Source organism: Rhodococcus sp. T7 (assembly GCF_009872365.1).
Classification (GTDB): domain Bacteria; phylum Actinomycetota; class Actinomycetes; order Mycobacteriales; family Mycobacteriaceae; genus Rhodococcus_F.
On the sequence record NZ_WXYH01000221.1, the window covers coordinates 169,588 to 191,422 of the forward strand.

General features: G+C 65.9%; 19 protein-coding genes and 2 pseudogenes. 9 read left to right on the forward strand and 12 right to left on the reverse strand.

Annotation, left to right across the window (positions count from 1 at the left end; translation table 11 throughout):
- Window positions 1-82: 82 nt before the first annotated feature.
- The gene (locus tag MLGJGCBP_RS21075; RefSeq protein WP_160097864.1) at window positions 83-2,377 is read right to left on the reverse strand and encodes an ATP-binding protein; all 2,295 of its coding nucleotides are present in this window, start codon (window positions 2,375-2,377) and stop codon (window positions 83-85) included.
- Between the two features lie 219 nt (window positions 2,378-2,596).
- On the opposite strand from MLGJGCBP_RS21075, the gene MLGJGCBP_RS21080 reads away from it, so the two are divergent.
- Together MLGJGCBP_RS21080 and MLGJGCBP_RS21085 are read left to right on the forward strand one after the other, a co-directional pair.
- Window positions 2,597-4,273: a flavin-containing monooxygenase gene (locus MLGJGCBP_RS21080; RefSeq protein WP_160097865.1), complete on the forward strand. Its 1,677-nt coding sequence runs from the start codon at window positions 2,597-2,599 to the stop codon at window positions 4,271-4,273.
- Window positions 4,274-4,301: 28 nt separating this feature from the next.
- The gene (locus MLGJGCBP_RS21085) at window positions 4,302-5,246 is read left to right on the forward strand and encodes an alpha/beta hydrolase (protein WP_160097866.1); all 945 of its coding nucleotides are present in this window, start codon (window positions 4,302-4,304) and stop codon (window positions 5,244-5,246) included.
- A 14-nt stretch (window positions 5,247-5,260) separates the two neighbouring features.
- Here the strand turns inward: MLGJGCBP_RS21085 and MLGJGCBP_RS21090 are convergent, their stop codons facing one another.
- The 3 genes from MLGJGCBP_RS21090 to MLGJGCBP_RS21100 form a co-directional block, all read right to left on the reverse strand.
- Complete coding sequence (locus tag MLGJGCBP_RS21090) at window positions 5,261-5,845, reverse strand: GNAT family N-acetyltransferase (protein WP_160097867.1); 585 nt, start codon at window positions 5,843-5,845, stop codon at window positions 5,261-5,263.
- Window positions 5,842-7,203 carry a glycosyltransferase family 87 protein gene (locus tag MLGJGCBP_RS21095; protein ID WP_160097868.1) on the reverse strand — a complete coding sequence of 454 codons (1,362 nt, stop codon included), beginning with the start codon at window positions 7,201-7,203 and terminating at the stop codon, window positions 5,842-5,844. Before MLGJGCBP_RS21095 ends, MLGJGCBP_RS21090 begins: the two co-directional genes overlap by 4 nt.
- 75 nt (window positions 7,204-7,278) lie before the next feature.
- Entirely contained in the window at window positions 7,279-7,521 is a 243-nt protein-coding gene (locus MLGJGCBP_RS21100; RefSeq protein WP_236581230.1) for a DUF2945 domain-containing protein, read from the reverse strand.
- A 140-nt stretch (window positions 7,522-7,661) separates the two neighbouring features.
- On the opposite strand from MLGJGCBP_RS21100, the gene rpsF reads away from it, so the two are divergent.
- From rpsF to MLGJGCBP_RS51915, 7 genes are all read left to right on the forward strand, one after another.
- Window positions 7,662-7,949, forward strand: a complete 288-nt coding sequence (rpsF, locus tag MLGJGCBP_RS21105; protein WP_005249677.1) for a 30S ribosomal protein S6 — start codon at window positions 7,662-7,664, stop codon at window positions 7,947-7,949.
- A gap of 65 nt (window positions 7,950-8,014) precedes the next feature.
- Window positions 8,015-8,536 (forward strand): single-stranded DNA-binding protein, encoded by a 522-nt coding sequence (locus MLGJGCBP_RS21110; RefSeq protein ID WP_012690423.1) that lies wholly within the window; start codon window positions 8,015-8,017, stop codon window positions 8,534-8,536.
- Between the two features lie 38 nt (window positions 8,537-8,574).
- Window positions 8,575-8,817: a 30S ribosomal protein S18 gene (gene rpsR, locus MLGJGCBP_RS21115; RefSeq protein WP_005249686.1), complete on the forward strand. Its 243-nt coding sequence runs from the start codon at window positions 8,575-8,577 to the stop codon at window positions 8,815-8,817.
- A 17-nt stretch (window positions 8,818-8,834) separates the two neighbouring features.
- Window positions 8,835-9,290 (forward strand): 50S ribosomal protein L9, encoded by a 456-nt coding sequence (gene rplI, locus MLGJGCBP_RS21120; protein ID WP_072947285.1) that lies wholly within the window; start codon window positions 8,835-8,837, stop codon window positions 9,288-9,290.
- 574 nt (window positions 9,291-9,864) lie between these two features.
- Window positions 9,865-12,012 carry a replicative DNA helicase gene (gene dnaB / locus MLGJGCBP_RS21125; RefSeq protein WP_160097869.1) on the forward strand — a complete coding sequence of 716 codons (2,148 nt, stop codon included), beginning with the start codon at window positions 9,865-9,867 and terminating at the stop codon, window positions 12,010-12,012.
- A 279-nt stretch (window positions 12,013-12,291) separates the two neighbouring features.
- Window positions 12,292-13,752: a glyceraldehyde-3-phosphate dehydrogenase gene (locus tag MLGJGCBP_RS21130; protein ID WP_160097870.1), complete on the forward strand. Its 1,461-nt coding sequence runs from the start codon at window positions 12,292-12,294 to the stop codon at window positions 13,750-13,752.
- A 761-nt stretch (window positions 13,753-14,513) separates the two neighbouring features.
- The gene (locus tag MLGJGCBP_RS51915) at window positions 14,514-15,311 is read left to right on the forward strand and encodes an LAGLIDADG family homing endonuclease (protein WP_236581231.1); all 798 of its coding nucleotides are present in this window, start codon (window positions 14,514-14,516) and stop codon (window positions 15,309-15,311) included.
- A gap of 421 nt (window positions 15,312-15,732) precedes the next feature.
- Here MLGJGCBP_RS51915 and MLGJGCBP_RS21140 read toward each other — a convergent pair whose 3' ends face one another.
- The 8 genes and pseudogenes from MLGJGCBP_RS21140 to MLGJGCBP_RS21175 all read right to left on the reverse strand — a co-directional run bounded on the left by MLGJGCBP_RS21140 (window position 15,733) and on the right by MLGJGCBP_RS21175 (window position 21,819).
- Window positions 15,733-16,023: a hypothetical protein gene (locus MLGJGCBP_RS21140; RefSeq protein WP_236581232.1), complete on the reverse strand. Its 291-nt coding sequence runs from the start codon at window positions 16,021-16,023 to the stop codon at window positions 15,733-15,735.
- Window positions 16,024-16,029: 6 nt separating this feature from the next.
- Window positions 16,030-16,137: pseudogene (locus MLGJGCBP_RS54345) on the reverse strand (hypothetical protein); the annotation flags it as partial.
- 16 nt (window positions 16,138-16,153) lie between these two features.
- Window positions 16,154-16,536 (reverse strand): annotated as a pseudogene (locus tag MLGJGCBP_RS54350) (SDR family NAD(P)-dependent oxidoreductase); the annotation flags it as partial.
- Between the two features lie 54 nt (window positions 16,537-16,590).
- Window positions 16,591-17,571: an AraC family transcriptional regulator gene (locus MLGJGCBP_RS21155; RefSeq protein WP_160097872.1), complete on the reverse strand. Its 981-nt coding sequence runs from the start codon at window positions 17,569-17,571 to the stop codon at window positions 16,591-16,593.
- 82 nt (window positions 17,572-17,653) lie between these two features.
- The gene (locus MLGJGCBP_RS21160; protein WP_160097873.1) at window positions 17,654-18,499 is read right to left on the reverse strand and encodes an alpha/beta fold hydrolase; all 846 of its coding nucleotides are present in this window, start codon (window positions 18,497-18,499) and stop codon (window positions 17,654-17,656) included.
- Between the two features lie 36 nt (window positions 18,500-18,535).
- The gene (ribB, locus tag MLGJGCBP_RS21165) at window positions 18,536-19,765 is read right to left on the reverse strand and encodes a 3,4-dihydroxy-2-butanone-4-phosphate synthase (protein ID WP_160097874.1); all 1,230 of its coding nucleotides are present in this window, start codon (window positions 19,763-19,765) and stop codon (window positions 18,536-18,538) included.
- Between the two features lie 66 nt (window positions 19,766-19,831).
- Window positions 19,832-20,944 (reverse strand): LLM class flavin-dependent oxidoreductase, encoded by a 1,113-nt coding sequence (locus MLGJGCBP_RS21170; protein WP_160097875.1) that lies wholly within the window; start codon window positions 20,942-20,944, stop codon window positions 19,832-19,834.
- Between the two features lie 59 nt (window positions 20,945-21,003).
- On the reverse strand, window positions 21,004-21,819 hold the full coding sequence (locus MLGJGCBP_RS21175) for an alpha/beta fold hydrolase (protein WP_160097876.1): 816 nt from the start codon (window positions 21,817-21,819) through the stop codon (window positions 21,004-21,006).
- Between the last annotated feature and the right edge of the window lie 16 nt (window positions 21,820-21,835).

Genomic DNA, 21,835 nt, shown 5'->3' on the forward strand with positions numbered 1-21,835 from the left:
CCGTGGGCGACGACGTGGAGTATAGACCGTCGAGATCCCCGACTGTGCAGTGCCTTTCGCGGGGACTGCGGTTACGGCCCGGCTACCGGCCGGTCTCCACGGCGGGCGGATGCGCCCGGGCCGCGACCCACGCCGCCACCTGGGTGCGGGAGCTGACGGCCAGCTTGTCGAAGATGTGCTCGACGTGCCCGTCGACGGTGCGCCGCGAGATCACCAGGCCCTCGGCTATCTGCCGATTACTGAGACCCTGCGCGAGCAGTTCGGCGATCTCCTGTTCCCGCTTCGTCAGCGGCGACGCCTCGGCGACGGGCGCCGCCGCGTCCTCGGTTCGGGTGCCGAGCGCGAGGTCGACCGCCTGCTCGATGGTGAGCCGGACCGCGGGCGTTGCGAGTTGGGCGAACTCGCCGGGCCCCACCATGCGGGCGGCGTCCCGCTCGGACGACTGTGAGTCGTCGGTGATCTGGGGGCCGAACGCCGCGACGGACGTGCCGAGCCGATGCCACACCCCCTTCGCGGCGCCGCACAGTGTCGCCGCCGCGTTCGCGTCACCGCTCGACGTCGCCACCCACGACAGCACCTCGATCGACAGCGCAGTGCAGATCTTGTCCTTGAAGTCGCGTTGGATCCGCAGCGCCTGCTGGGCGGCGTCGACAGCGTCCTCGGCCCGGCCCAGGTGGAAGTACGCGACGCTCGAAACCCAGAGGGCGTAGGCCTTGTTCCACTTCTCGCCGTGCCTGTCCGCCACCGCGATCACGTCGCGGCACGTCTCCAGTGCGTCGTCGAGACGTCCGTCGTAGGTCTGCGCCATACCCAGTTCGAACGACGCCGTCAGCGCCGAGGCCGTGTCGCCGACGGCGCGGTGAACGGCGATCGCGTCCCGGAACAGCAGGATCGCGTCGGCGGGGCGGCCGGAGAACACTGCGTGAATCCCCGCCCAGTGGTCGGCGTGCGCCCGCAGTCGCTCGTCGCCGAGTGCCGTCGCGATCGCCGTGCATTCGTCGAGGTGTTCCCGCGCGGCGTCGCGGTCACCCTGGATCAGCGCGGTCCACGCGGTCACCCACAGCACGTCGCCACGCTCCCGGGTCGGTTCGGTGAGCCGTTGCAGGATCCGCTCGAGCCGGATCCGCCCGTCCGACAGGTTGCCGCCGGCGATCCAGTGGTACCGCAGCGCGACGGCCAGTTCGGCGGCCGCGGCCCGCTGCGAGTCGTCGTGCAGGGCCCAGTCCAGGGCGGCGACGAGGTTGGGGTGGTCGATCCGCAGTGCCGCGAGCGTCTCGGATTGTCCTGGCCCGCACCAGTCGAGCGACGACTGGCGGGCGCGCTCCGAATAGTGCTCGAGATGTCGCCGGTACAGTTCGTCGCGTTCCCCGCCGCGGTCGAGGAGCTCGTGCCCGTATTCGCGGACCGTCATCAGCTGCGAATAGCGGAGTCTCTCGGTCGAACGGTCCACGGTGACAAGGCATTTTCCGACCAGCCGGTCGAGGACGTCGATGACCGGCGAGTCGGACAGCTCACCGAACCCGGTGATCGCTTCCGCGGCTTCGAGATCGAAGCTGCCGGGGAACACGGCGAGCCGGGACCACAGTCGCCGCTCGGTGTCGGAGCACAGTTCGTAACTCCAGTCGATGAGGGCGCGCAGCGTCTGCTGGCGGGGCATCGCGGCACGGTCGCCGCCGGTGAGGAGCGCGAACCGCTGGTCGAGACGTTCGACGAGTTGCGACGCGGACAGCGACCGCAGCCGGGCAGCGGCGAGTTCGATGGCGAGCGGAATCCCGTCGAGCTGATTGCACAACTGGGCGACGGCGGGAGCGTTCGCGTCGGTGAGACGGAAGTCGGCGACGACACCCTGCGCCCGCTCGACGAGCAGCGACACCGATTCGAACGGGGCGATGTCCGCGGCGCGGCAGTCCTCCAACTCACCCGGGGTGTTCAGCGGCGGAAGCACGTACGTGAATTCACCGGCGATCCCGAGCGGTTCGCGACTCGTGGTGAGCACCCGGACCTCCGGCGCGGCGGCCAGAACGGTGCCGACGAATTCACCGGCGGCGGACAGCAGGTGCTCGCAGTTGTCGAGGACGATCAGCAGGTGCCGCGACCGCAGGTGGTCGGTCACCTTGTCCATCACCGCGCGGCTGGACTGATCGGTGACGCCGAGGGCGGCCGCGGCGGCGGAGGGCAGTGCGCCGGGGTCGCGGACGGGTGCGAGATCGATCCACCGGACGGAGTCGCGGAAGGCACGCGCGGATCGGACCGCGAGTTCCTCGGCCAACCGCGTCTTGCCCACACCGCCCGCGCCGAGCAGCGACACCAGCCGGGACTGCTGGAGGCGGGCGCGGGCTTCCTCGATCTCGCGGCGCCGGCCGATGAAGCTGGTCATCGACCTGGTGAGTTCTCTCGAGCGAGTCAGTGGATGTCTCCCGTGTCCGTTCGGCCAGGTGTGGCACGAACGTACCCCCACCTGCTGTGACGGACAACACAGGTAATCAAGGGGGTGTTTCACCCCGTGTGGGGGTGATGTGACGCGGGTCATCGTTGTCGGCATGCCCCGGCCGCACGAACTCAGCCGGAACCCACCGTTCGCGAGGAGCCCAACACCATGTCAAAGACCAATTCTTCCGCCGACGTCGATGTCGTGGTCGTGGGTGCCGGGTTCGCCGGCCTCTACGCGCTCCGCAAGCTGCGCGACACGATGAAGCTGTCGACGCGGGTGTTCGAGGCCGGCTCGGACGTGGGCGGCACCTGGTTCTGGAATCGGTACCCGGGAGCCCGCTGCGACATCGAGAGCGTCCACTACTCGTACTCGTTCGACGAGGATCTGCAGCAGGACTGGCAGTGGAGTGAGAAGTTCGCCGGACAGCCGGAGATCCTCCGCTACCTCGAACACGTCGCCGACCGCTTCGACTTGCGGAAGGACATCACGTTCGGCACCCGGGTGATCGGCGTGCACTGGAGCGACGAGGACTCGGTGTGGACGGTCCGCACCGACGACGGCGCCGTCGTGCGCAGCCGGTACTTCATCTCGGGGGCGGGCAACCTGTCGGTGCCGAAGACGCCGGAGTTCGGCGGCATCGAGAACTTCCGCGGGGAGGTGCTGCTCACCGGCAACTGGCCGCGCGAGGGCGCCGACTTCACCGGCAAGCGGGTCGCCGTGATCGGGACCGGGGCCAGCGCGATCCAGGCGATCCCGTTCATCGCCGAGGACGCCGCCGAACTCGTCGTCTTCCAGCGCACCCCCAACTTCGCGACCCCGCTCGGCAACGGTCCGATCGACCCGGACGAGGTGGCGGACATCAAGGGCAACTACGCGGACGTGCGGAACGCGGCCCGCAACCACTTCCTCGGCGTTCCGTTCGATCAGGTGCAGCCGTCCGCGCTCGCCGTCGACGCCGATGAGCGTCGCCGCACGTTCGACGAACGCTGGAACGCCGGCGGGTTCCGGTTGTTCATCGACTCCTATCAGGACATCCTGTTCGACAAAGCGGCCAATGACACGATCGCCGACTACATTCGCGGGCGGATCCACGAGCGGGTCCAGGACCCGGCCAAGGCGGCGACGCTCGCCCCGACCGGCTACGCGTACGGCACCAAGCGGCCACCGCTCGAGACCAACTACTACGAGGCGTTCAACCGCGACTCGGTGAGCGTCGTCGACGTCAAAACTACGCCGATCGACGAGATCACCCCGATGGGAGTCCGGGTCGGCGACCGCGTCTACGAGGTCGACACCATCGTGCTCGCAACCGGATTCGACGCCATGACCGGCCCGCTGATGGCGATGGACATCCGCGGTCGGGGCGGCCTGCCGCTGGCCGAGAAGTGGGAGCACGGACCCAGAACATACCTCGGCATCATGGTCAACGAGTTCCCGAACCTGTTCGTCATCACCGGGCCGCAGTCGCCGTCGGTGCTCTACAACATGCCGCTGGCCATCGAGGACCACGTCGACTTCGCCACCGATGCGATCGACTACCTGGACCGGCGCGGCCTCGACGTCATCGAGCCCACGGCGCAGGCCGAAAGCGATTGGGGCGCACTGACCAACGACATCGCGAACCAGACCCTGCTGCCGGAGACGAACTCCTGGTACATGGGCGCGAACATCCCCGGCAAACCCCGCGCCTGCATGGTCTATCTCGGCGGCGCCCCCACCTACCGGGCCACCTGCGAGGAGGTCGTCGCCGGCGGCTACTCCGGATTCGCGCTCACCCGGGCGGAGGCCCGCGTCGCCTCCGCCGCCGGGCAGCGTGTCCGCCGGGCTTCCACAGTGTCCTGACCCCCAACCCCCGACAGAGGAGACCGACATGGCACTCGATTCACACGCAGCCGGACTGATCGCCGGACTACAGGCGCAGGGGCTGAAGGCTTTCGAGCACAGCACCGTCGACGAGGTGCGGGCGGTGGTGGCGACGTTCACCGGACTGCAGGCGCCGCCCGAACCCGTCGCCCGCGTGGTGGACGCGCACTACGAGAGCGGCGGAGCGCAGATCGCGCTGCGGGTCTACATCCCGGACGGGCAGGCGCCGCACCCGGTGGTCCTGTACTTCCACGGCGGCGGTTTCGTGGCCGGCGACCTCGACGTCGTCGACGAACCCGCACGCGCGGTCGCGAACGGTGCAGGCGCGATCGTCGTCGCCGCGACGTACCGCCGGGCTCCCGAACACCGGTTCCCGGCCGCCGCCGACGACGCGTCGGCCGCACTGCAGTGGGTGGCAGCCAACGTCGGGAACTACGGTGGGGACCCCGGCAACGTCGTCGTCATGGGTGACAGCGCCGGCGGCAACCTGGCAGCGGTCACCGCGCTGCGGGCCCGCGACGAAAGCGGACCGAGGTTGCGGGGGCAGGTGCTGATCTATCCGGTGATCGATCCGAACGCGGAGTTCCCCTCCCGGCAGGAGTTCGCTCAGGGATACGTGATCGGCGCCGGCGACCTCGACTGGTTCTGGAGCAACTACCTGTACTCGCCCGAGGACGCGACCCATCCGTACGCCGTCCCGAGTCGTGCCGCCAGCCTCGAGGGGCTTCCGCCCGCGCTCGTGCTCACCACCGAGAACGAGGTGGCCCGCGACGAGGCCGAGGCGTACGCCGGGGCGCTACGGCAGGCGGGGGTCGACACGGAAGCGATCCGCTTCGACGGTCTCCTGCACGGCGCGTTCTGGATGTCCGGTGCCGTACCGCGCAGCAGCGAAATGCGCTCGGCCGTCGTCGAGTTCGTGAAGCGGGTGACGGCCACCGCGCCCGTGCTGTGACGTGACCCGCCGCGTCAGCCCTCGACTCGCGCCTCGAGTCGAGGGCAGATGCGCGGCCATTCCTCGTCGATCATCGAGAACAGAGCGGTGTTGCGCCACGATCCGTCGCGGCGACGCCGGTGCTTGCGCAGGATGCCCTCGAACTCGGCCCCCAGCTTGGCGATGGCGCCGCGGGAGTGGGCGTTGCGCTCGTCGGTGTGCCATTCGACGCGGACCGCGCCGAGGTCCTCGAACGCCCGCCGCAGCAACAGCAGTTTCGAGTCCGGATTGATCAGCGTTCCCTGCGCGGAACGCGACAACCACGTGTGCCCGATCGCGAGGCTGCGGTTCTTCGGGTCGATCAGATACAGCGAAGTCGAACCGACGATCCGCTCGGTGTGAACGTCGATCTGCGCGTACGCCAACCGGGTCGGATCCGCGTCCGCGCCGCGGACGAATGCCGCGGCGTCGTCCCGGTCGGCGATCGCGACGGACGTCCAGTGGAAGATGCGGGGATCGTCGACCGCGTCCAGCAGGCCGTCGACGTGATTCTCGCCCAGCGGTTCGAGGCGTACGTGCCGTCCGGTGAGAGTGGGATGCGCGAACCAGGATTCGCTCATCGCGCCGGCTCGGGAGATTTCAGTATCGGCCGTCTGCCGGACCCCGGACCGGTGCGCCCGCGGACAGGCGGATGCCGGAGAGTCGCGCGCAGGAACACGAAGAACAGCACCACCAGCAGTCCCGCACGACCCCACACCCCGAATTTCACCAGCACCTCGAACGTCGACGCGTCCGTCTGGGCGGCGAGGGCGCCGAAGTACTTGAAGACGCCGATCCCCATCGACAGGTCGGCCACGAGGTACGCGGCGACGAGCCCCCACGGGACGCGCAGCAGCACGAAGAACGGGATCAGCCACAGTGTGTACTGCGGTGAATGCACCTTGTGCAGAAGCAGGAATCCACACAGCATGGCGGCGCTGACGGCGATCCACGGGTACACGCCGTCGCGGTGGAACCGCGACCAGCCGAGCCGCAGGGCGATCGCGAACGCGGCGCACACGAGGAGCGGCGACAGCAGGCTGACCGTCTGGTCGTACGCGGGCAGCGGGACGTCGTCGGCGACCGGCCCGAACAGCGGACGCAGCCCCCAGTACCAGATGGAGTTGGTGGTGAGGTCGGCCTGACGGTTCTCCTGGAACGTGAACGACGCCCGCCATCCGCGGTAGGAGATGAGCGCGAACGGCAGGTTCACCGCCACGACGGTGGTGATCGCGGCGACCGCGACCAGCACCGCGCCGCGCACGTCGTAGCGTCGCTCCGCGGTGCCGTTCCGGGTGAGGACGTACGCGATCAGCGGCAGCACGAACGCACCCGGATACAGCTTCAGGCAGAACCCGACGGCGAGGAGCACCGCCGCGAGGACCGCACGGGTGCGGAGCGGGATGCGTTCGAATGTCATCACGAAGATCGCGGCCACAGACGTCGCGACCACCGGTAGTTCCCAGTTGTGGAAGGCGTACAGCACCAGCGGTGGCGTCGCCGACCACAACAGCGCCCACCAGCCGGCGAGCCGCCCCAGCATCCACGCCGTGAGCAGGCCGAACGGGGCGAGGATCAACGCCGAGTGCAGGAGGAAGTCGGCGTCGGTGTGCGAACCGATGCCGCCGAGCCACATCAGCACACCACTCAGCACCGGGTACTCGACGGTGCCCCCGGTGAGGACGCCGTCGGCGTTGATGCCGCCGCTGACGTACGGGAAGACGTGCAGATTGACGTCGCGGCCGAGCCACAGGAACTGGATGTCGGAATAGCAGACCTGCGTGTCCTTGATGCGGTCGAAGATCAGGCTGCGGCCGACGCCGTCGAACGGCGCCCCGGCGCACCGCGCCTTCTGCAGGTAGCCGGCGAGCATGGCGAGGCCCGCCAACCCGACGACGACCGCCGTGATCGGCGACCGCTGCCGAGCTCCGATATGCATGAATCCACACTAGGGCGCTCCGCGCCCCGTGCGCCTTTCTGGTAGCCAGAACTACCGAAAAGGCGCACAGGGCGGTCAGTCGCTCGCGCGTCGCAGGGCGTCGGGTTTGTGGACGGCGTCCTTCCCGCTCTTGTCGCTGACGACGCGGTACTGCGGGTCGTCCTCCGAGGCCCGTACGGTGCGGCCCGCCGCCTCGGTGTCCTCGGTGATCTTCTCTTCCACCTCGCCGGACGTGGTGGTGCCGTGTGTCTTCCACTCCACCTTGTCGCCGTGGTGGAACTTCTCGTCATCTGCCATCGTGTCGGCGTACCCAGCCATACCCCCGATCACACCGGCAAGGCTGATTTCGCTGGTCAGGGGCTCGTCGTGTACCCTGCAAAGGTTGCTGACGCAACGACCCTCCTGCCACGGACAGTCCGTGGCCGTTTTCACTAGTCCATAGGAGGTGATGAGGTCTTATGCGTCATTACGAATTGATGGTCATCCTTGACCCCAGCCTGGACGAGCGCACTGTTGCTCCTTCGCTGGATACGTTCCTCAATGTTGTTCGCCAGGACGGCGGCAAGATCGACAAGGTCGATGTCTGGGGTAAGCGTCGTCTCGCCTACGAGATCCTGAAGCACAGCGAAGGCATCTACGCGGTGATCGACATCAGCGCTACGCCCGCCACCGTCGCGGAGCTCGATCGTCAGCTCGGTCTGAACGAATCGGTGCTGCGTACGAAGGTTCTGCGCCACAACAAGTGATTTCTGTCGGTCACCAGCCCTAGGCTCGTGCCCAACCGAACTCCACATTCTGCAGGAGGAACCATATGGCAGGCGACACCGTCATCACCGTCATCGGAAACTTGACGGCTGATCCGGAGCTTCGATTCACCCCCGCGGGTGCCGCGGTCGCGAACTTCACTGTCGCGTCCACGCCCCGCACCTTCGACCGTCAGACCAATGAATGGAAAGACGGCGAAGCACTGTTTCTGCGTTGCAACATCTGGCGCGAGGCAGCCGAGAACGTCGCGGAGAGTTTGACCCGTGGCTCGCGAGTGATCGTGAGCGGCCGGCTCAAGCAGCGCTCCTACGAAACTCGTGAAGGTGAAAAGCGCACTGTCGTCGAGCTCGAGGTCGACGAGATCGGCCCCTCGCTGAGGTACGCCACGGCCAAGGTCAACAAGGCCAACCGTGGTGGCGGCGGCGGTGGAGGCTTCGGTTCCTCCGGCGGATCGGGCGGCGGACGTCCGCAATCCAATACCGGCGGAGATGATCCGTGGGGCAGCGCGCCGCAGGCGTCCGGCTCCTTCGGAGGCTCTGGTGGTGGGAGCGACGAACCCCCGTTCTGATCCGTACCTGATCGGAACATCCAGAAAAGAGCAAACAAATGCCGAAGCCGCCCTTGCGCGACAAGGTAATGAAGAAGAAGATCTGCATCTTCTGCAAAGAGAAGAACACGCAGATCAACTACAAGGACACGACGCTGCTGCGTAAGTACGTCAGCGACCGCGGCAAGATCCGTGCGCGCCGTGTCACCGGCAACTGCGTCCAGCACCAGCGCGACGTTGCCATTGCCGTCAAGAACTCACGTGAGGTGGCGTTGCTGCCTTACGCCACCGTGGCTCGCTAAGGAAAGGGAGGAAAGACATGAAGCTCATCCTCACCGCTGACGTGGACAACCTCGGTGCGCCTGGCGACACCGTCGAGGTCAAGGACGGCTACGGCCGCAACTACCTGCTGCCCCGCGGCCTGGCCATCGTCGCCACCCGTGGCGCCGAGAAGCAGGTCGAAGGCATCCGTCGTGCGCAGGAAGCCCGCGCCGTGCGCGGTCTCGACCACGCCAAGGAGCTCAAGGCCGCGATCGAGGGCATCGAGAACATCTCGCTGACGGTCAAGACCGCCGGTGACTCGGGCAAGCTCTTCGGTTCGGTTACCGCCGCCGACGTCGCCGCTGCCATCAAGGCTGCCGGCGGACCCGTCGTCGACAAGCGCAGCCTGGAGCTGCCGAAGGCTCACATCAAGGCGACCGGCAAGCACGCCGTCGTCGTGAACCTGCACCCCGACGTGGTTGCGAAGTTCCACCTGAACGTCGTCGGCGCCTAGTCGACCCGTTCACACACAGGCCCCCCGGACGCCTCGGCGTGCGGGGGGCCTGCGCTTGTCGATTCCGGCTCTCAGCCGCCCTATCGGGCCCGTTTTCGCGGGTGTGAGGCGTGCAGAGGGGCGGCTTCCAGGTGTGTCTGGAAGTTAGCCGTCCGCGCCGGAGATCTGTGAGGTGAATCATATTGCCACGCAGGGGCGATCAACTCAACACGCCCGAGTCGTCAACGCGAAAGACACGCCGAACGGGTTTTCATCCACAGTTGTGAGAAACCAGAAAACGGCTCTGAACTGGGCACTTGGGATTGTGACATGCACTTATCCTCAGGTTATCCCCATGGGGTTAACACACGTACCCAGCGGTTTACACAATTTGTCCCCAGCTGTGTGCACAGGCTGGTTTGAACACCGGGTAGCTAATCCCTAACGTCGTCCCGGCGTGTCTCGCGATCACGACGCCAGCTGCCACGAAGGGCCTGCGAAGGTTGTCGGTGGGGGCGAGTACAAAGAGTTCGTAGCACCAACTCCGGGAAGCTTTTCCCGGGGTGGCGCAACAGTGATGGGGAAGGTCGGTCGAGTGGCTGTAGTAGACGATCGGGGCCATTCCGAATACCCGGGTCCGCCCGACGCGGAGCCCGGTGAAGAGTTCGGTCGGCAACCCCCTCAGGACATGGCGGCGGAGCAGTCGGTGCTCGGCGGCATGCTCCTCAGCAAGGACGCCATCGCAGACGTGCTCGAGGTGCTCCGTCCCGGCGACTTCTACCGTCCCGCGCATCAGTCGGTGTACGACGTGATCCTGGACCTCTACAGCCGCGGTGAGCCCGCTGACCCGGTGACGGTGTCCGCGGAACTCGATCGTCGCGGTGAACTCCGCCGCATCGGCGGCGCGCCGTACCTGGTGACGCTCACCCAGACGGTGCCCACCGCCGCCAACGCCGGCTACTACGCCGAGATCGTGGCGGAGAAAGCCATCCTGCGTCGCCTCGTCGACGCCGGCACCCGCATCGTCCAATACGGCTACACCGGAGCCGACGGCCAGGATGTCGCCGAGGTCGTCGACCGCGCGCAGGCCGAGATCTTCGAGGTCACCGAACGCCGCACCACCGAAGACTTCGTCCCCCTCGAAGAACTCCTGCAGCCCACGATGGACGAGATCGACTCCATCGCCAGCCGCGGCGGCATCTCCCTCGGCGTGCCCACCGGCTTCGTCGAACTCGACGAGATCACCAACGGCCTCCACCCCGGCCAGATGATCATCGTCGCGGCCCGACCCGGTGTGGGGAAGGCGCTCGCGCTCGACACTCCCCTGGCCACACCCACCGGCTGGACCACCATGGGCGACGTCCAGGTCGGCGACCACCTCATCGACGCCGACGGCAAACCCACCCGCGTAGTCGCCGCCACCGACGTCATGGTCGGCCGGCCCTGCTACGAGGTGGAATTCTCCGACGGCACCGTCCTCGTCGCCGACGAGCAGCATCAGTGGTTGACGGGCGTCGACGGGAGGGGCGCCTTGCGCACGACCGCTCAGATCGCCGGATCGATCGACCTCGGGCACGAGGTCGCGCACACCCGCGCGTTACAGCTGCCGACGTCGACCCTCCACGTCGACCCCTACGCTCTGGGGGCCTCGCTCACCGCCGGGGGCAAGCGAATCCCGGCGGAGCTGCTGCGTGGCTCGGAATCGGAGCGTCGCGAGTTGCTGGCCGGCCTGCTCGACGCGGCAGGGTCGGTCGCCGACGACGGCTCGGTGTGGTTCCACGCCGGGAATCACCCGTTGTCGCAGGATCTCGCCGAACTCGTCGTCAGTCTCGGGTACGACTGCCGTCGTGTCGACGGTGGTGTCACGTTCTGCGCCGACGACGAGGTGTTCCAGCTTTATCGGAAGGCCATCCAGCACAAGGAACTTCGCGGTGAGGTGAGTGGTTTCCGCCGCATCGTCGCGGTACGTCCGATCGACAGTGTCCCGGTGCGGTGCGTCGAGGTCGACAACGCCGACCATCTGTACCTGGCGGGTCGTTCGATGGTGCCCACCCACAACTCCACGCTCGGCATGGACTTCCTGCGTTCGTGCTCCGTGAAGCACGGCATGGCCAGCGTCATGTTCTCCCTCGAGATGAGCAAGACCGAGATCGTCATGCGCCTGCTGTCGGCAGAGGCGAAGATCAAGCTCGGCGACATGCGCTCCGGCAAGATGACCGACGACGACTGGACGAAGCTCGCTCGCCGGATGAGTGAGATCAGCGAGGCGCCGCTGTTCATCGACGACTCCCCCAACCTGACCATGATGGAGATCCGTGCCAAAGCGCGGCGGCTCAAGCAGAAGCACGACATCAAACTGATCGTGATCGACTACCTCCAGCTGATGAGCTCCGGTAAGAAGGTCGAGTCACGTCAGCAGGAAGTCTCCGAATTCTCCCGTAGCCTCAAGCTCTTGGCGAAGGAACTCGAAGTTCCCGTGGTCGCGATTTGCCAGCTGAACCGTGGTCCAGAACAGCGGCAAGATAAGCGCCCGCAGGTCGCTGACCTGCGTGAAAGCGGCAGTTTGGAACAGGATGCCGACATGGTGATCCTGCTCTATCGCCCCGACGCGACCGAACGCGACGACCCCCGCGGCGGCGAGGCCGACCTCATTCTGGGCAAGCATCGTAACGGTCCGACCGCGACAATCACGGTGGCGCACCAGCTACACCTGTCCAAGTTCGTGGACATGGCGAGAGGTTAGGCAACCACCGCCATCACCCCGGCTTGCGTGCTTGCCGGTGGCGGGCAATTCGTCGGTCGTCAGACCTGCGAGATGGTCGGCTTCTCGTCCCAACGGACGTTTCGGCGACCGGCTTGTCGGCCCGAAGAGGCGCTTCCATATGATGAGTGCGTCGGACGCGCCGGTGTCCGCTAGTCGCGAAACGGGTCCGGTGATCCAGGTCACCGCTGGTCGAACGGTTGCGCCCGCCGGCATCCGACCAAGGACACACCACATAAGCCGGGAAGGCAGACAAGCGTAGTGAGCACAGTGGAACTGGCCCAGTGGAACTCCGAGGAAGCACTCGCGGAGGCGATGATCCCGATCATCGGGGGCCTGCACCGCAGACACTCCGTGACCATTCTGCTTCACAGCCGCTCCCTGGTGAACAAGTCGGTCATCAGTATCCTGCGAACCCACCGTTTCGCCCGGCAGATCAGCGGCGACGAACTGTCGGTCGAGGAGACGTTCCCCTTCCTCGAAGCGCTCACCCACCTCGACCTTCGGCCCTCGAAGATCGACCTCGGACTGCTGGTGATGGCCTACCGCGCCAATGGTGACGGAGCATCGGTTGCGGAGTTCGTCGCACGGAGCCTCGCCGACCTGGTCGGCGGCGCTCAGACGAGCCCCGCGCAGCCGCAGGACGTGGTCCTGTACGGATTCGGGCGTATCGGTCGCCTCGTCGCTCGACTGCTCATCGAGAAAGCCGGCTCGGGCAACGGGCTGAACCTGCGTGCCGTGGTGGTCCGCAAGGGTGGCAGCGACGATCTGACCAAGCGCGCATCGTTGCTGCGCCGTGACTCCGTCCACGGGCAGTTCAACGGCACGATCAAGGTCGACACCGACAACAACACGCTGATCGCCAACGGCAACGTCATCAAGTTCATTTACAGCAACGACCCGGAGAGCCTCGACTACACCGAGTACGGCATCGACAACGCCATTCTCATCGACAACACCGGAATCTGGCGCGACCGCGACGGACTGTCGAAGCACCTCCGCCCCGGCGTCGCGAAGGTGGTGCTCACCGCGCCCGGCAAGGGCGACGTCCCGAACATCGTGCACGGCGTCAATCACCGCGACCTCGACCCGAACGAGCAGATCGTATCGTGCGCGTCCTGCACCACCAATGCGATCGTCCCGCCGCTGAAGACCATGGATGACGAATTCGGCGTGTCGCGAGGCCACGTCGAGACCGTGCACTCGTTCACCAACGACCAGAACCTCTTGGACAACTACCACAAGGCCGACCGTCGTGGTCGTTCGGCGCCGTTCAACCTCGTGCTCACCGAGACCGGTGCTGCGTCGGCGGTCGCCAAGGCGCTCCCCGAGCTGAAGGCCAAGATCACCGGCAACTCGATCCGCGTTCCCACCCCGGACGTGTCCGTCGCCATCCTCCACCTTCAGCTGAATCGTGAGACCACCAGGGAGGAGGTGCTCGAGCACCTCAGCCAGGAGTCGCTCACCGGTGCGCTGAGCCGGAACCTCGACTACACCGCTGCAACCGATGCCGTGTCCAGTGACTTCATCGGTTCGCGCGCCGCGTGCATCGTCGACGCGAACGCGACGATCGTCGACGGCGACACCGCCATCCTCTATGTCTGGTATGACAACGAGTTCGGATACTCGTGCCAGGTGGTGCGCACTGTCCAGTACCTGTCCGGTGTGGAGTACCCCATCTACCCCGCGGTCGACGCCGCTGATGCGATGCCCGTGGGCTGACCGGCGGCACCGTAGGCTCGCGACGCCCGGGAGAGCAGTGGCTGCTCTCCCGGGCGTCGTCGCGTATTCGGTGGGCTTCGCCGCTGAAAGCTCATAGCGGAAGCCGTAGTTCGAGCGGCGGCGCCATTCCTCTCGAGGTGGCGCCGCCGTTGTGATTGTGGCTGCGTATTCGAAACCCGTCATCGGTGGCCCGAAGCGCTGGCGCTCGAACCACTCCCCCGCATCCGCTCAGTGGAGCGTGAGCGCTTCGGTGCGTGGCCGACCTCGCGGGGTAACTTGGAGGGTGTCGTCGGTTGTGCACTCGGAGATTCCTATCTTGGCGGCGATGCAAATCGTCTCACCATTGTCCGGACCGATAATCCACGAAATATGTTGTACCGTAGAGAATTAATCGCTCCATAATGCATGCCCATCGCTACCACCCGCTCGCTGTTTCGGGCAACTATGGGGGATCTCCCGTTGTGATCGGTAAATTCCTGCTTCCCTATGTTCCTAAACATGTTGCGCCGCAGCAAATTTAGATACACTCCTTCAAGTGGGAAATCAAAGCAGGGGGAGTAATCATGGGTGGGGAAACGGGATCGACTGTAGACGGCGCAGTGGAAGTCAATCCGGAGAGATCGAGTTCTTCGAGGTTGGCTTCCGGCATACCTTCGTCTGCGCGTGTGTTGCGCGCCGACACTGGAGCGCCCGTCGGGTTGAGCGAGATCGCGTGTTCGACTGAACCGCAATGCGTGTGGTCGTTAGGTGAGGATCTGCGAATGGTCGTCAGTCCTCTGGGCAAGATTATCCCTGTCGGAGTGGCCGAGGTTCTCCGAGTGCATCTCGCGTCGGGTCGTCAGATCGAGCTGTCGCGCGATCAGGAGTTCAGAACGGTGACAGGCTGGATTTCGCTGAGAGAACTGGAGATCGGTCAACGACTGGCTATACCGCGATACATTCCCGAGCCAATTCATGGGACGCGACTTGCCGATGCTGAAATCATTCTGCTTGCGCACATGATCGGGGACGGGTCCTGCGTCAAGCGCCAGCCGATTCGCTACGCGTCGATCGATGAAGAGAATCTCGCAGCGGTGGCAACGGCCGCCACCCACTTCGGTGTCACCGCGATTCGTGACGAGTACGCTGCTGCGCGCTGCATCACGCTGCGGTTGCCGGCGCCCTATAGGCTCGGGCACGGCAAGCGAAATCCAATTGCGGCCTGGCTCGATGAACTCGGACTGTTCGGGTTGCGCAGCTACGAGAAGTTCGTTCCCAAAGTAATATTCGATGTTGGGAACGATCAAGTTGCGCTCTTCCTCAGTCATCTGTGGGCTACGGATGGCTCGGTTCGGCGGGACGAGAAGGGAAATCAGGGTCGCGTGTATTACACGTCGACGAGCCGGCGCCTGATCGACGATGTTGCGATACTCTTGCTGCGGATCGGCGTTCACGGCCGGATCAAACGGGTCCGCAAGGAGGGCTACAGGGATTGCTGGCATCTGACCATCGCCGGCTCCCAGAATCAGGCACAGTTTCTCTCCGTGGCGGGTGTGCATGGCGCGAGGGGTGCTGGCTGAGCTTCTGTCGTTGGCTCCCAATGTGAACGTCGATACTATTCCGTTAGAGATCTGGTTCAGAGTTCGTGAGATCTTAGCGTCGAACGGCGTCTCACATCGTGCATTCGCGGCAGCGATGAATATCAAATTCTGTGGATCGACTCTGTGGAAGCATGGCGTGAGCCGTTCGCGACTCGTTAAGGTCGCAGAGTTTCTCGACGACGACGGCCTCAGGGTCCTCGCCACAAGCGACGTGTTCTGGGACAGAGTCGTGGACATCGTGAGCGGGGGTACGCAGGAGGTATTCACCTGCCCAGTGCTTGGCGCAGACAACGTGGTCGTCGATGGCGTTGTCGTGCGGCAAGGTCGGCAATAGGCTCGCCCGGGGGCGACCGCGGCGAGCACCGGGCTCTTCAGTCGCACGGGTGCTCTCCCCGGCGCCTCACAGGGTGGCGCGTGTGAGGTGTTCCGATGCCGCCCATTCGTCGAGACGGTGGTGGTAGTGCCGACGCACGTCGTCGAGTCCGTGCCCAACGTAGAGACGCAGTGGCGCGTCGGGTCGGTCGGCGATCGACACGATAGTTCGCGCCGCGCCTTCGAGGTTGCCTGGGGTCCAGTCGTAGAGCCCGGGTAGCTGGTGGGCAGCCGCCGCGTATGCGTCGATGGTGCGCGACGGCTGCACCGCGGACTCGCCGAGCCCGGTCTTGAAGACCCCCGGCTCGACGATGGTCACCTGAAGACCGAGGTGAGCGACATCCCGCGACAGTGCCTCGCTCAGTCCCTCGACCGCGAACTTGGACGCGAACGTAGGCGTCGAGCCGCGGCACGCCGACGAGACCGCCGCCAGAGGAGAAGTTCATGATGTGTCCGCTGCGGCGCTGCCGCATTCCCGGCAGGAGCGCCTTGGTCACCGCGACGAGGCCGACGACGTTGGTTTCGAGCTGGGCTCGGACCTGATCGAGTGAAAGTTCTTCGAGTGCGCCTTGGACGACATTCCCCGCGACGTTGAGCAACACGTCGACCGGACCGAAATGCGATTCAATCGCCTCGACTGCGTCGCGGATCGACGTCTCGTCGGTGACGTCGAGTTGCTGGACAAGGACGTTCGACAGCTCGTGCAGGCTCGCGGGAGCTTAGCAATGTTGCGCATCGTCGCGGCGACGCTCCAACCGCCGTTAGCGAAAGCAACGACGAGAGCTTCGCCGAAGCCGGACGACGCGCCGGTGACGAGGGCCGTTTTGGCCATGAAAGACCCTGGGAAATCGCCACACCGACGACTCGGCCGATGTGCGTGGTCGGTTCAGGCTTGGCGGAGTGTGTCGGATGGGGGCACGCCGTATCGTTCACGGTAAGCGGCGGCGAATCGCGGCAGGTGGTTGAAACCCCATTTGTATGCGATGTCGCGGACGGACAATCCGCTGGAAGGGTCGGTGGTGGCGAAGTCTTCGTGGGCGCGGGCGAGTCGCACCTGGCGAAGGTAGGCCATCGGGGTGATACCCAACTGGTCCTGGAAGCTGTCTTGAAGCGTGCGCAGACTGACGCCGGCGGCGTGGGCGAGTTCGGCGGCGGTGTGGGGTTGTTCGGGTGAGGCGTCGATGAGGTCGGTAACGCGTTTGATGGTCCGGGGACGGGCGAGCGCGTGTGTGGTGATCAGTTGTTCGGAGTAGTTGTGCGGTTGTGCGTGCAGCAGTTGGGAGACGATCAGGTTCTCGAAGTGGGCAGTGATCAACGGTTGTTCGAGGAGAGTCGGGTCCTCCTGCAGTGCGTCGAGCAGCGAGCGGACAGTGCGGACCCAGCTTTTCGCCGGACCGGCTGTCAGGTTCATCGCGAGATCGAATCGCAGTGGTGCGTCCATCGGATGCCCGAGTACCTGAGCCAGACGGTCCTCGACGGCGGTGCGGTTGATCTTCACGGCCAGCTGTTCACAGTCGCGGCTCCACAGCATCGCGGAGCTCTCGGTCGGGAGCAGCACTGCAGCGACGTTTTCGCCCGTGACGATCTCTTCGTCACCGCAGGTGGATCGGGTGTGGCCGGAAATGGGGATGTTGACGTGGAAGTAACTGCCCAGGCGGCCGGGCTGGATGACGACTTCGGCGCCGTGCCGTAGATACCCCAGGGTGATTGTGGGTAACACGGTGGTGCTCAGCCGGACGTTGAGTTCGCAGCTCTTGTCGATGACGTCGAGCACGTGTGGGCTGAAGACCGCGGAGATGTGGCTTTGCGCTTCGTCGCGGTCGGTGCTGCGGAACTCCTCCGCCGCTCTGAGATTATGGTCAGCCATTTGTCACCCCTGGGGGACGCCGTGGACAACAGTGTAGGTGCAGGTCCCGGCCGTGTGGCTTCGGCCGGGACCGGCGCGTAGGTCAGCTCTGCGTGCGCTCGTCGAGGAAGTTGGCGACAAGTGCGTTGAATCGGGCGGCGTGCTCGATCTGCACCCAGTGCCCGCAGCGCCCGTACACGTGCAGCTGGGACCGTTCGATCAGCTCGAGCAGTCGCAGCGAGTTCGACAACGGGATGACCTGATCGTCGCGGCCGTGGATGATCAAGGTGTCGTTGGGCAGGGCCGCGATCCGATCCTCGTCGACGACCATGGCGTCGACACCCTGCTGCCGCGGTGCGGGGAACATGGCGCTGAACGCTTCCTGGACGCCGGGTCGGGTGGCCGCGGCCAGACGCAGCTCGGCGAGTTCGTCGTTGACCAGGGATCGGTCGTAGGCGAAGACGTCGAGCAGTCCCCGCATCGCCTCTAGAGACGGTTCGAATCCCCAGACAGCGTCGAGTCCGTCGGTGATCGGAAACGGGACTCCGACGCTACCCATCAACACCAGACGGTCGACACGCTCGGGATGGCGGGTGGCGATGTTCAGGGCCAGGGAGCCGCCGAAGCTGTTGCCGACGATCGAGACCTTGTCGAGGCCGAGGGCATCGAGGAACCCGATGAGGTGTTCGGTCCAGGTGGTGGAGTTGTACTCGACCCCCTCGGGGCGTTCGGTGTAGCCGAACCCGAGGATGTCCGGGGCGACGACGCGGAACCGGGTGGCCAAGGCGGGAATGGTGGCCCGCCAGTTCGCCCACGCGGTCACACCGGGGCCGGAGCCGTGAATCAGCACGACCGGGTGTCCGTCGCCCTCGTCGTGATAGTTCGTGGCGATCCCGCCCACGTCGACGGTCCGGGCGATCTCAGGGCTGCGTTCGGTGGTGGTGGTCATGCAATTCTCCTTGGTGGGCAGGTGTTCAGATACGTTCTAACGCAGCGGTTTCAGGCCCATCGTCGGTGTGAGTAGGTGCCCCATCCGGTCGCGTTTGGTCAACAGGTAGTGCAGGTTGTGGTCGGTGGCGCGGGTTTCGTGGTGGCGTCGGGCAGCAACGGTCACCCCGTGCCGTTCGAGGTGCGCGATCTTGTCCGGGTTGTTGGTGAGCAATTCGATCGAGTCGATCCCGAGGTCGCGGAGTATGTCGGCGGCGGCCTGGTAGTCGCGGCTGTCGACCGGTAATCCGAGCCGAAGGTTCGCGTCCACGGTGTCGAGGCAGTCCTCCTGTTGGAGCCGGTAGGCCTGCAGTTTCCGGCCGAGTCCGATACCGCGGCCCTCGTGGCCGCGCAGGTAGATCAGCACTCCGGATCCGGCGTCGGCGATCGTCTGGAGGGCGAGGTCGAACTGCGGTCCGCAGTCGCACATCAGCGACCCGACCACGTCCCCGGTCAAACATTCGCTGTGTACGCGCACCTGCGGTTGTGCGGCCGTGGCCGGGTCGCCGATGACCAGCGCCAGATGTTCCGGTTCACCTCCGTGCCGGTAGGCAATGGCATCGAAGGTCCCGTATCGGGTGGGGATCTTGGCCTGCCCGGTGCGAGTGAGAGTGTGCGTGTTGCGCCGGTACCGTGCCAGGTCTTCGATCGTGCACAGCGGGACCTGATGCGCCTGCGCGAAGGCCTCGATGTGGGGGCGGCGCATCATCTCCAGCCGGTCGGCGGTGACCAGTTCACACAGCAGCGCCGCGGGTTCGAGGCCGGCGAGCCGGCACAAATCCACACCGGCCTCGGTGTGCCCGGGCCGTTCGAGGACACCGCCCGGTCGGGCGCGCAGCGGCATGACGTGGCCGGGGCGGGCGAGGTCGTCGGGTTCGATGTCGGGGCGGGCGAGGGCCCGGATGGTCGCGGCCCGGTCACCGGCGCTGATCCCCGTGGAGGTGCCGCGGCGGTAGTCCACGCTGACGAGGAACGCGGTCTGGTGGCTTTCGGTGTTCTCCTCGACCATCAGCGGCAGCGCGAGCCGGTCGGCGGCCTCGTCGGTGATTGCGGTGCAAAGGAATCCGGACGTGTATTCGAGGAAGAAGGCGACCTTCTCGGGGGTGGCGAACTGTGCGGCCATGATGAGGTCGCCTTCGTTCTCACGGTTCTCGTCGTCGACGACGGCGACGATTCCGCCGGCCGCGAGCGTGCGCAGCACCTCGTCGATGGGGGACTTGTTCATCATGGCCTCGTCTTCGGGAGGGGGACGGTGGGAGTGGTGGAGCCGGGATCGCCCGGCTCCACCCGCAGATCACGCGCCGACGGCGACGGTCTCGAGGTCGAGCTCACGCAGCGCCGGGATAACGGTCTCGGCGTAGAGCTCGTAGGAGCGGAAGGTCTGCTCCCTGGTCAGGGTGCCGAAGCTGTGCCAGATGAAGAAGTTGCCGCAGCCCAGTGCCGTGGCCTGTTCGATCACCTGCTCGCGGACCGATTCGGGGGAACCGACCAGGATCACCCCGGCATCACGGAGCCCTTCCCAGCTGATGTCGTCGTCCCCGACGAACGGGCGGAAGAAGGAACTGTAGAACTCGTAGCCCTCCGGGACGTTGTCGAGGTCCTCGAACACCGCGGCCTCCTTGAACAGCCCGAACAGGTGGTTCAGGGCGGGTTCGCCGATGCGGCGGGCTTCCTCGTCGGTCTCGGCGACAAACGTCGGGCGCAGCACACCGACCTGGTCCGGGCCGAAGGGCTGCCCGGCCGCCTGGGCGGCGCTCCGGAAGGTGTCGAACGCCTCGGCGGTGGGGCCGACCGGCATGAACGCCGAGGTGGCCTTGTAGCCGCGTTGTCCGGCCATCTGCAGGGTCGACGGGCTCAGGGAGAGCATCCACACCGGCGGGGTGGGCTGCTGCAGCGGCCGCGGATAGATGGTGGCGTCGTCATAGTGGAAGTGCTTGCCGTGGTGCGTGAAGACCGGATTCCGCCATGCCTTCTCGATCAGGTCCAAGGATTCGAGGAAGTATTCGCGGGTGTCTTCCATCCGGATCTTTTCCTTGGTGAATTCCTGTTCGTCGACGCCGCGCCCGAGGCCGACCTCGAGACGGCCGTGGGTGAGGTAGTCGAGCATCGCGGCTTCTTCGGCGACGCGGCGCGGGTTGTGGAACGGCAGGATGGAACCCATGACACCCATCCGCAGGGTGGTGGTGCGCTGCGCGAGCGCGGCGATCAGCAGATTCGGGGACGGGCTGACGTTGTAGGCGGTGAAGTGGTGCTCGCTGAACAGCACCCCGTCGTAGCCCTGCTCTTCGGCCTTGACCCATGACTCGAGGTGCCAGTCGTACAGCTCCTGCGTCGCCTTCGGGTCGAAGCCTTCCGGGCGGGTGTCGTAGGGGTAGTTGAAGATGTCGAATGCCCAGGACTTGACCATGATGTTCCTCCAATAAGGGTTTGCTCGGTGGATGAGCGCGAGTGTGGGTCGGGTGGCTTTCAGTTGTCTGCGCGCAGGAAGTCCATGGTGGCGACGTTGACCTCGTCGGCGCGTTCGAGGAAGAGTGCGTGACTGGCGCCGGGGCCTTCGAGAACCTGGATTTCGGCGCCGGGGATGGTCTGGGCGACCTGCTTGGAGTACTCGACCGGGATGGTGCGGTCCTGGTCTCCGGCGATCACCAGGGTCGGGGCGGTGATTCGGGCCAGCAGGTCCCGGTTGTCGTGGCCGCCGTTGATGCGGGCCGCCTGAATCTGGGCGTGCCGGGTGGCCGCGGTCTCGGACGCGAACGAGGCCTTTGCGATACCCTCGACCGCCGCGGGGTCGGCGTTGAGGAATTCCCGCGAGAGCAGGAACCACAGGGTCGCCTCGCCGTACTCCTGCGGCTCGGCGGTGCGGTACAGGTGTTCCCAGAAGGTGAACATGCCCTGCAGGTAGGCGTCGGTGTGGCCCCAGGTGCTGTAAAGCACCATCCTGTCGACCCGGTCGGGGTGGTACGCCGCGATACGCTGGGCGATCGTCGAGCCCTGCGACATGCCGACGAAATGTGCTGTGTCGACGTGCAGGGCGTCGAGGACACCGAGAACGTCCGCTTCGAGGTCCGCGGCGGTGTAAGGGTCCTCGGGCCGGGTCGACTCGCCGGTGCCGCGCCAATCCAGGGCGATGACCCGGAAATGCTGTGATAGTGCATCGAACTGGCCGCCGGGGACGAAGATCGTGTGGTCGACGGCGGACCCGGGGAGCAGGACGACGGGGGTCCCGGTGCCCTGTTCCGCATAGCCGATGGTGAGGCCGCCGGTGAGGGTGACAGTTGCCATGAGGAGTTTCTCCTGA

Excerpts from the sequence above, each read along its gene's own strand:
- MLGJGCBP_RS21075 (WP_160097864.1), bottom strand. The coding sequence starts at position 2,377 with ATGACCAGCTTCATCGGCCGGCGCCGCGAGATCGAGGAAGCCCGCGCC.
- MLGJGCBP_RS21080 (WP_160097865.1), top strand. The coding sequence starts at position 2,597 with ATGTCAAAGACCAATTCTTCCGCCGACGTCGATGTCGTGGTCGTGGGT.
- MLGJGCBP_RS21085 (WP_160097866.1), top strand. The coding sequence starts at position 4,302 with ATGGCACTCGATTCACACGCAGCCGGACTGATCGCCGGACTACAGGCG.
- MLGJGCBP_RS21090 (WP_160097867.1), bottom strand. The coding sequence starts at position 5,845 with ATGAGCGAATCCTGGTTCGCGCATCCCACTCTCACCGGACGGCACGTA.
- MLGJGCBP_RS21095 (WP_160097868.1), bottom strand. The coding sequence starts at position 7,203 with ATGCATATCGGAGCTCGGCAGCGGTCGCCGATCACGGCGGTCGTCGTC.
- MLGJGCBP_RS21100 (WP_236581230.1), bottom strand. The coding sequence starts at position 7,521 with ATGGCTGGGTACGCCGACACGATGGCAGATGACGAGAAGTTCCACCAC.
- rpsF (WP_005249677.1), top strand. The coding sequence starts at position 7,662 with ATGCGTCATTACGAATTGATGGTCATCCTTGACCCCAGCCTGGACGAG.
- MLGJGCBP_RS21110 (WP_012690423.1), top strand. The coding sequence starts at position 8,015 with ATGGCAGGCGACACCGTCATCACCGTCATCGGAAACTTGACGGCTGAT.
- rpsR (WP_005249686.1), top strand. The coding sequence starts at position 8,575 with ATGCCGAAGCCGCCCTTGCGCGACAAGGTAATGAAGAAGAAGATCTGC.
- rplI (WP_072947285.1), top strand. The coding sequence starts at position 8,835 with ATGAAGCTCATCCTCACCGCTGACGTGGACAACCTCGGTGCGCCTGGC.
- MLGJGCBP_RS51915 (WP_236581231.1), top strand. The coding sequence starts at position 14,514 with ATGGTCGTCAGTCCTCTGGGCAAGATTATCCCTGTCGGAGTGGCCGAG.
- MLGJGCBP_RS21155 (WP_160097872.1), bottom strand. The coding sequence starts at position 17,571 with ATGGCTGACCATAATCTCAGAGCGGCGGAGGAGTTCCGCAGCACCGAC.
- MLGJGCBP_RS21160 (WP_160097873.1), bottom strand. The coding sequence starts at position 18,499 with ATGACCACCACCACCGAACGCAGCCCTGAGATCGCCCGGACCGTCGAC.
- ribB (WP_160097874.1), bottom strand. The coding sequence starts at position 19,765 with ATGATGAACAAGTCCCCCATCGACGAGGTGCTGCGCACGCTCGCGGCC.
- MLGJGCBP_RS21170 (WP_160097875.1), bottom strand. The coding sequence starts at position 20,944 with ATGGTCAAGTCCTGGGCATTCGACATCTTCAACTACCCCTACGACACC.
- MLGJGCBP_RS21175 (WP_160097876.1), bottom strand. The coding sequence starts at position 21,819 with ATGGCAACTGTCACCCTCACCGGCGGCCTCACCATCGGCTATGCGGAA.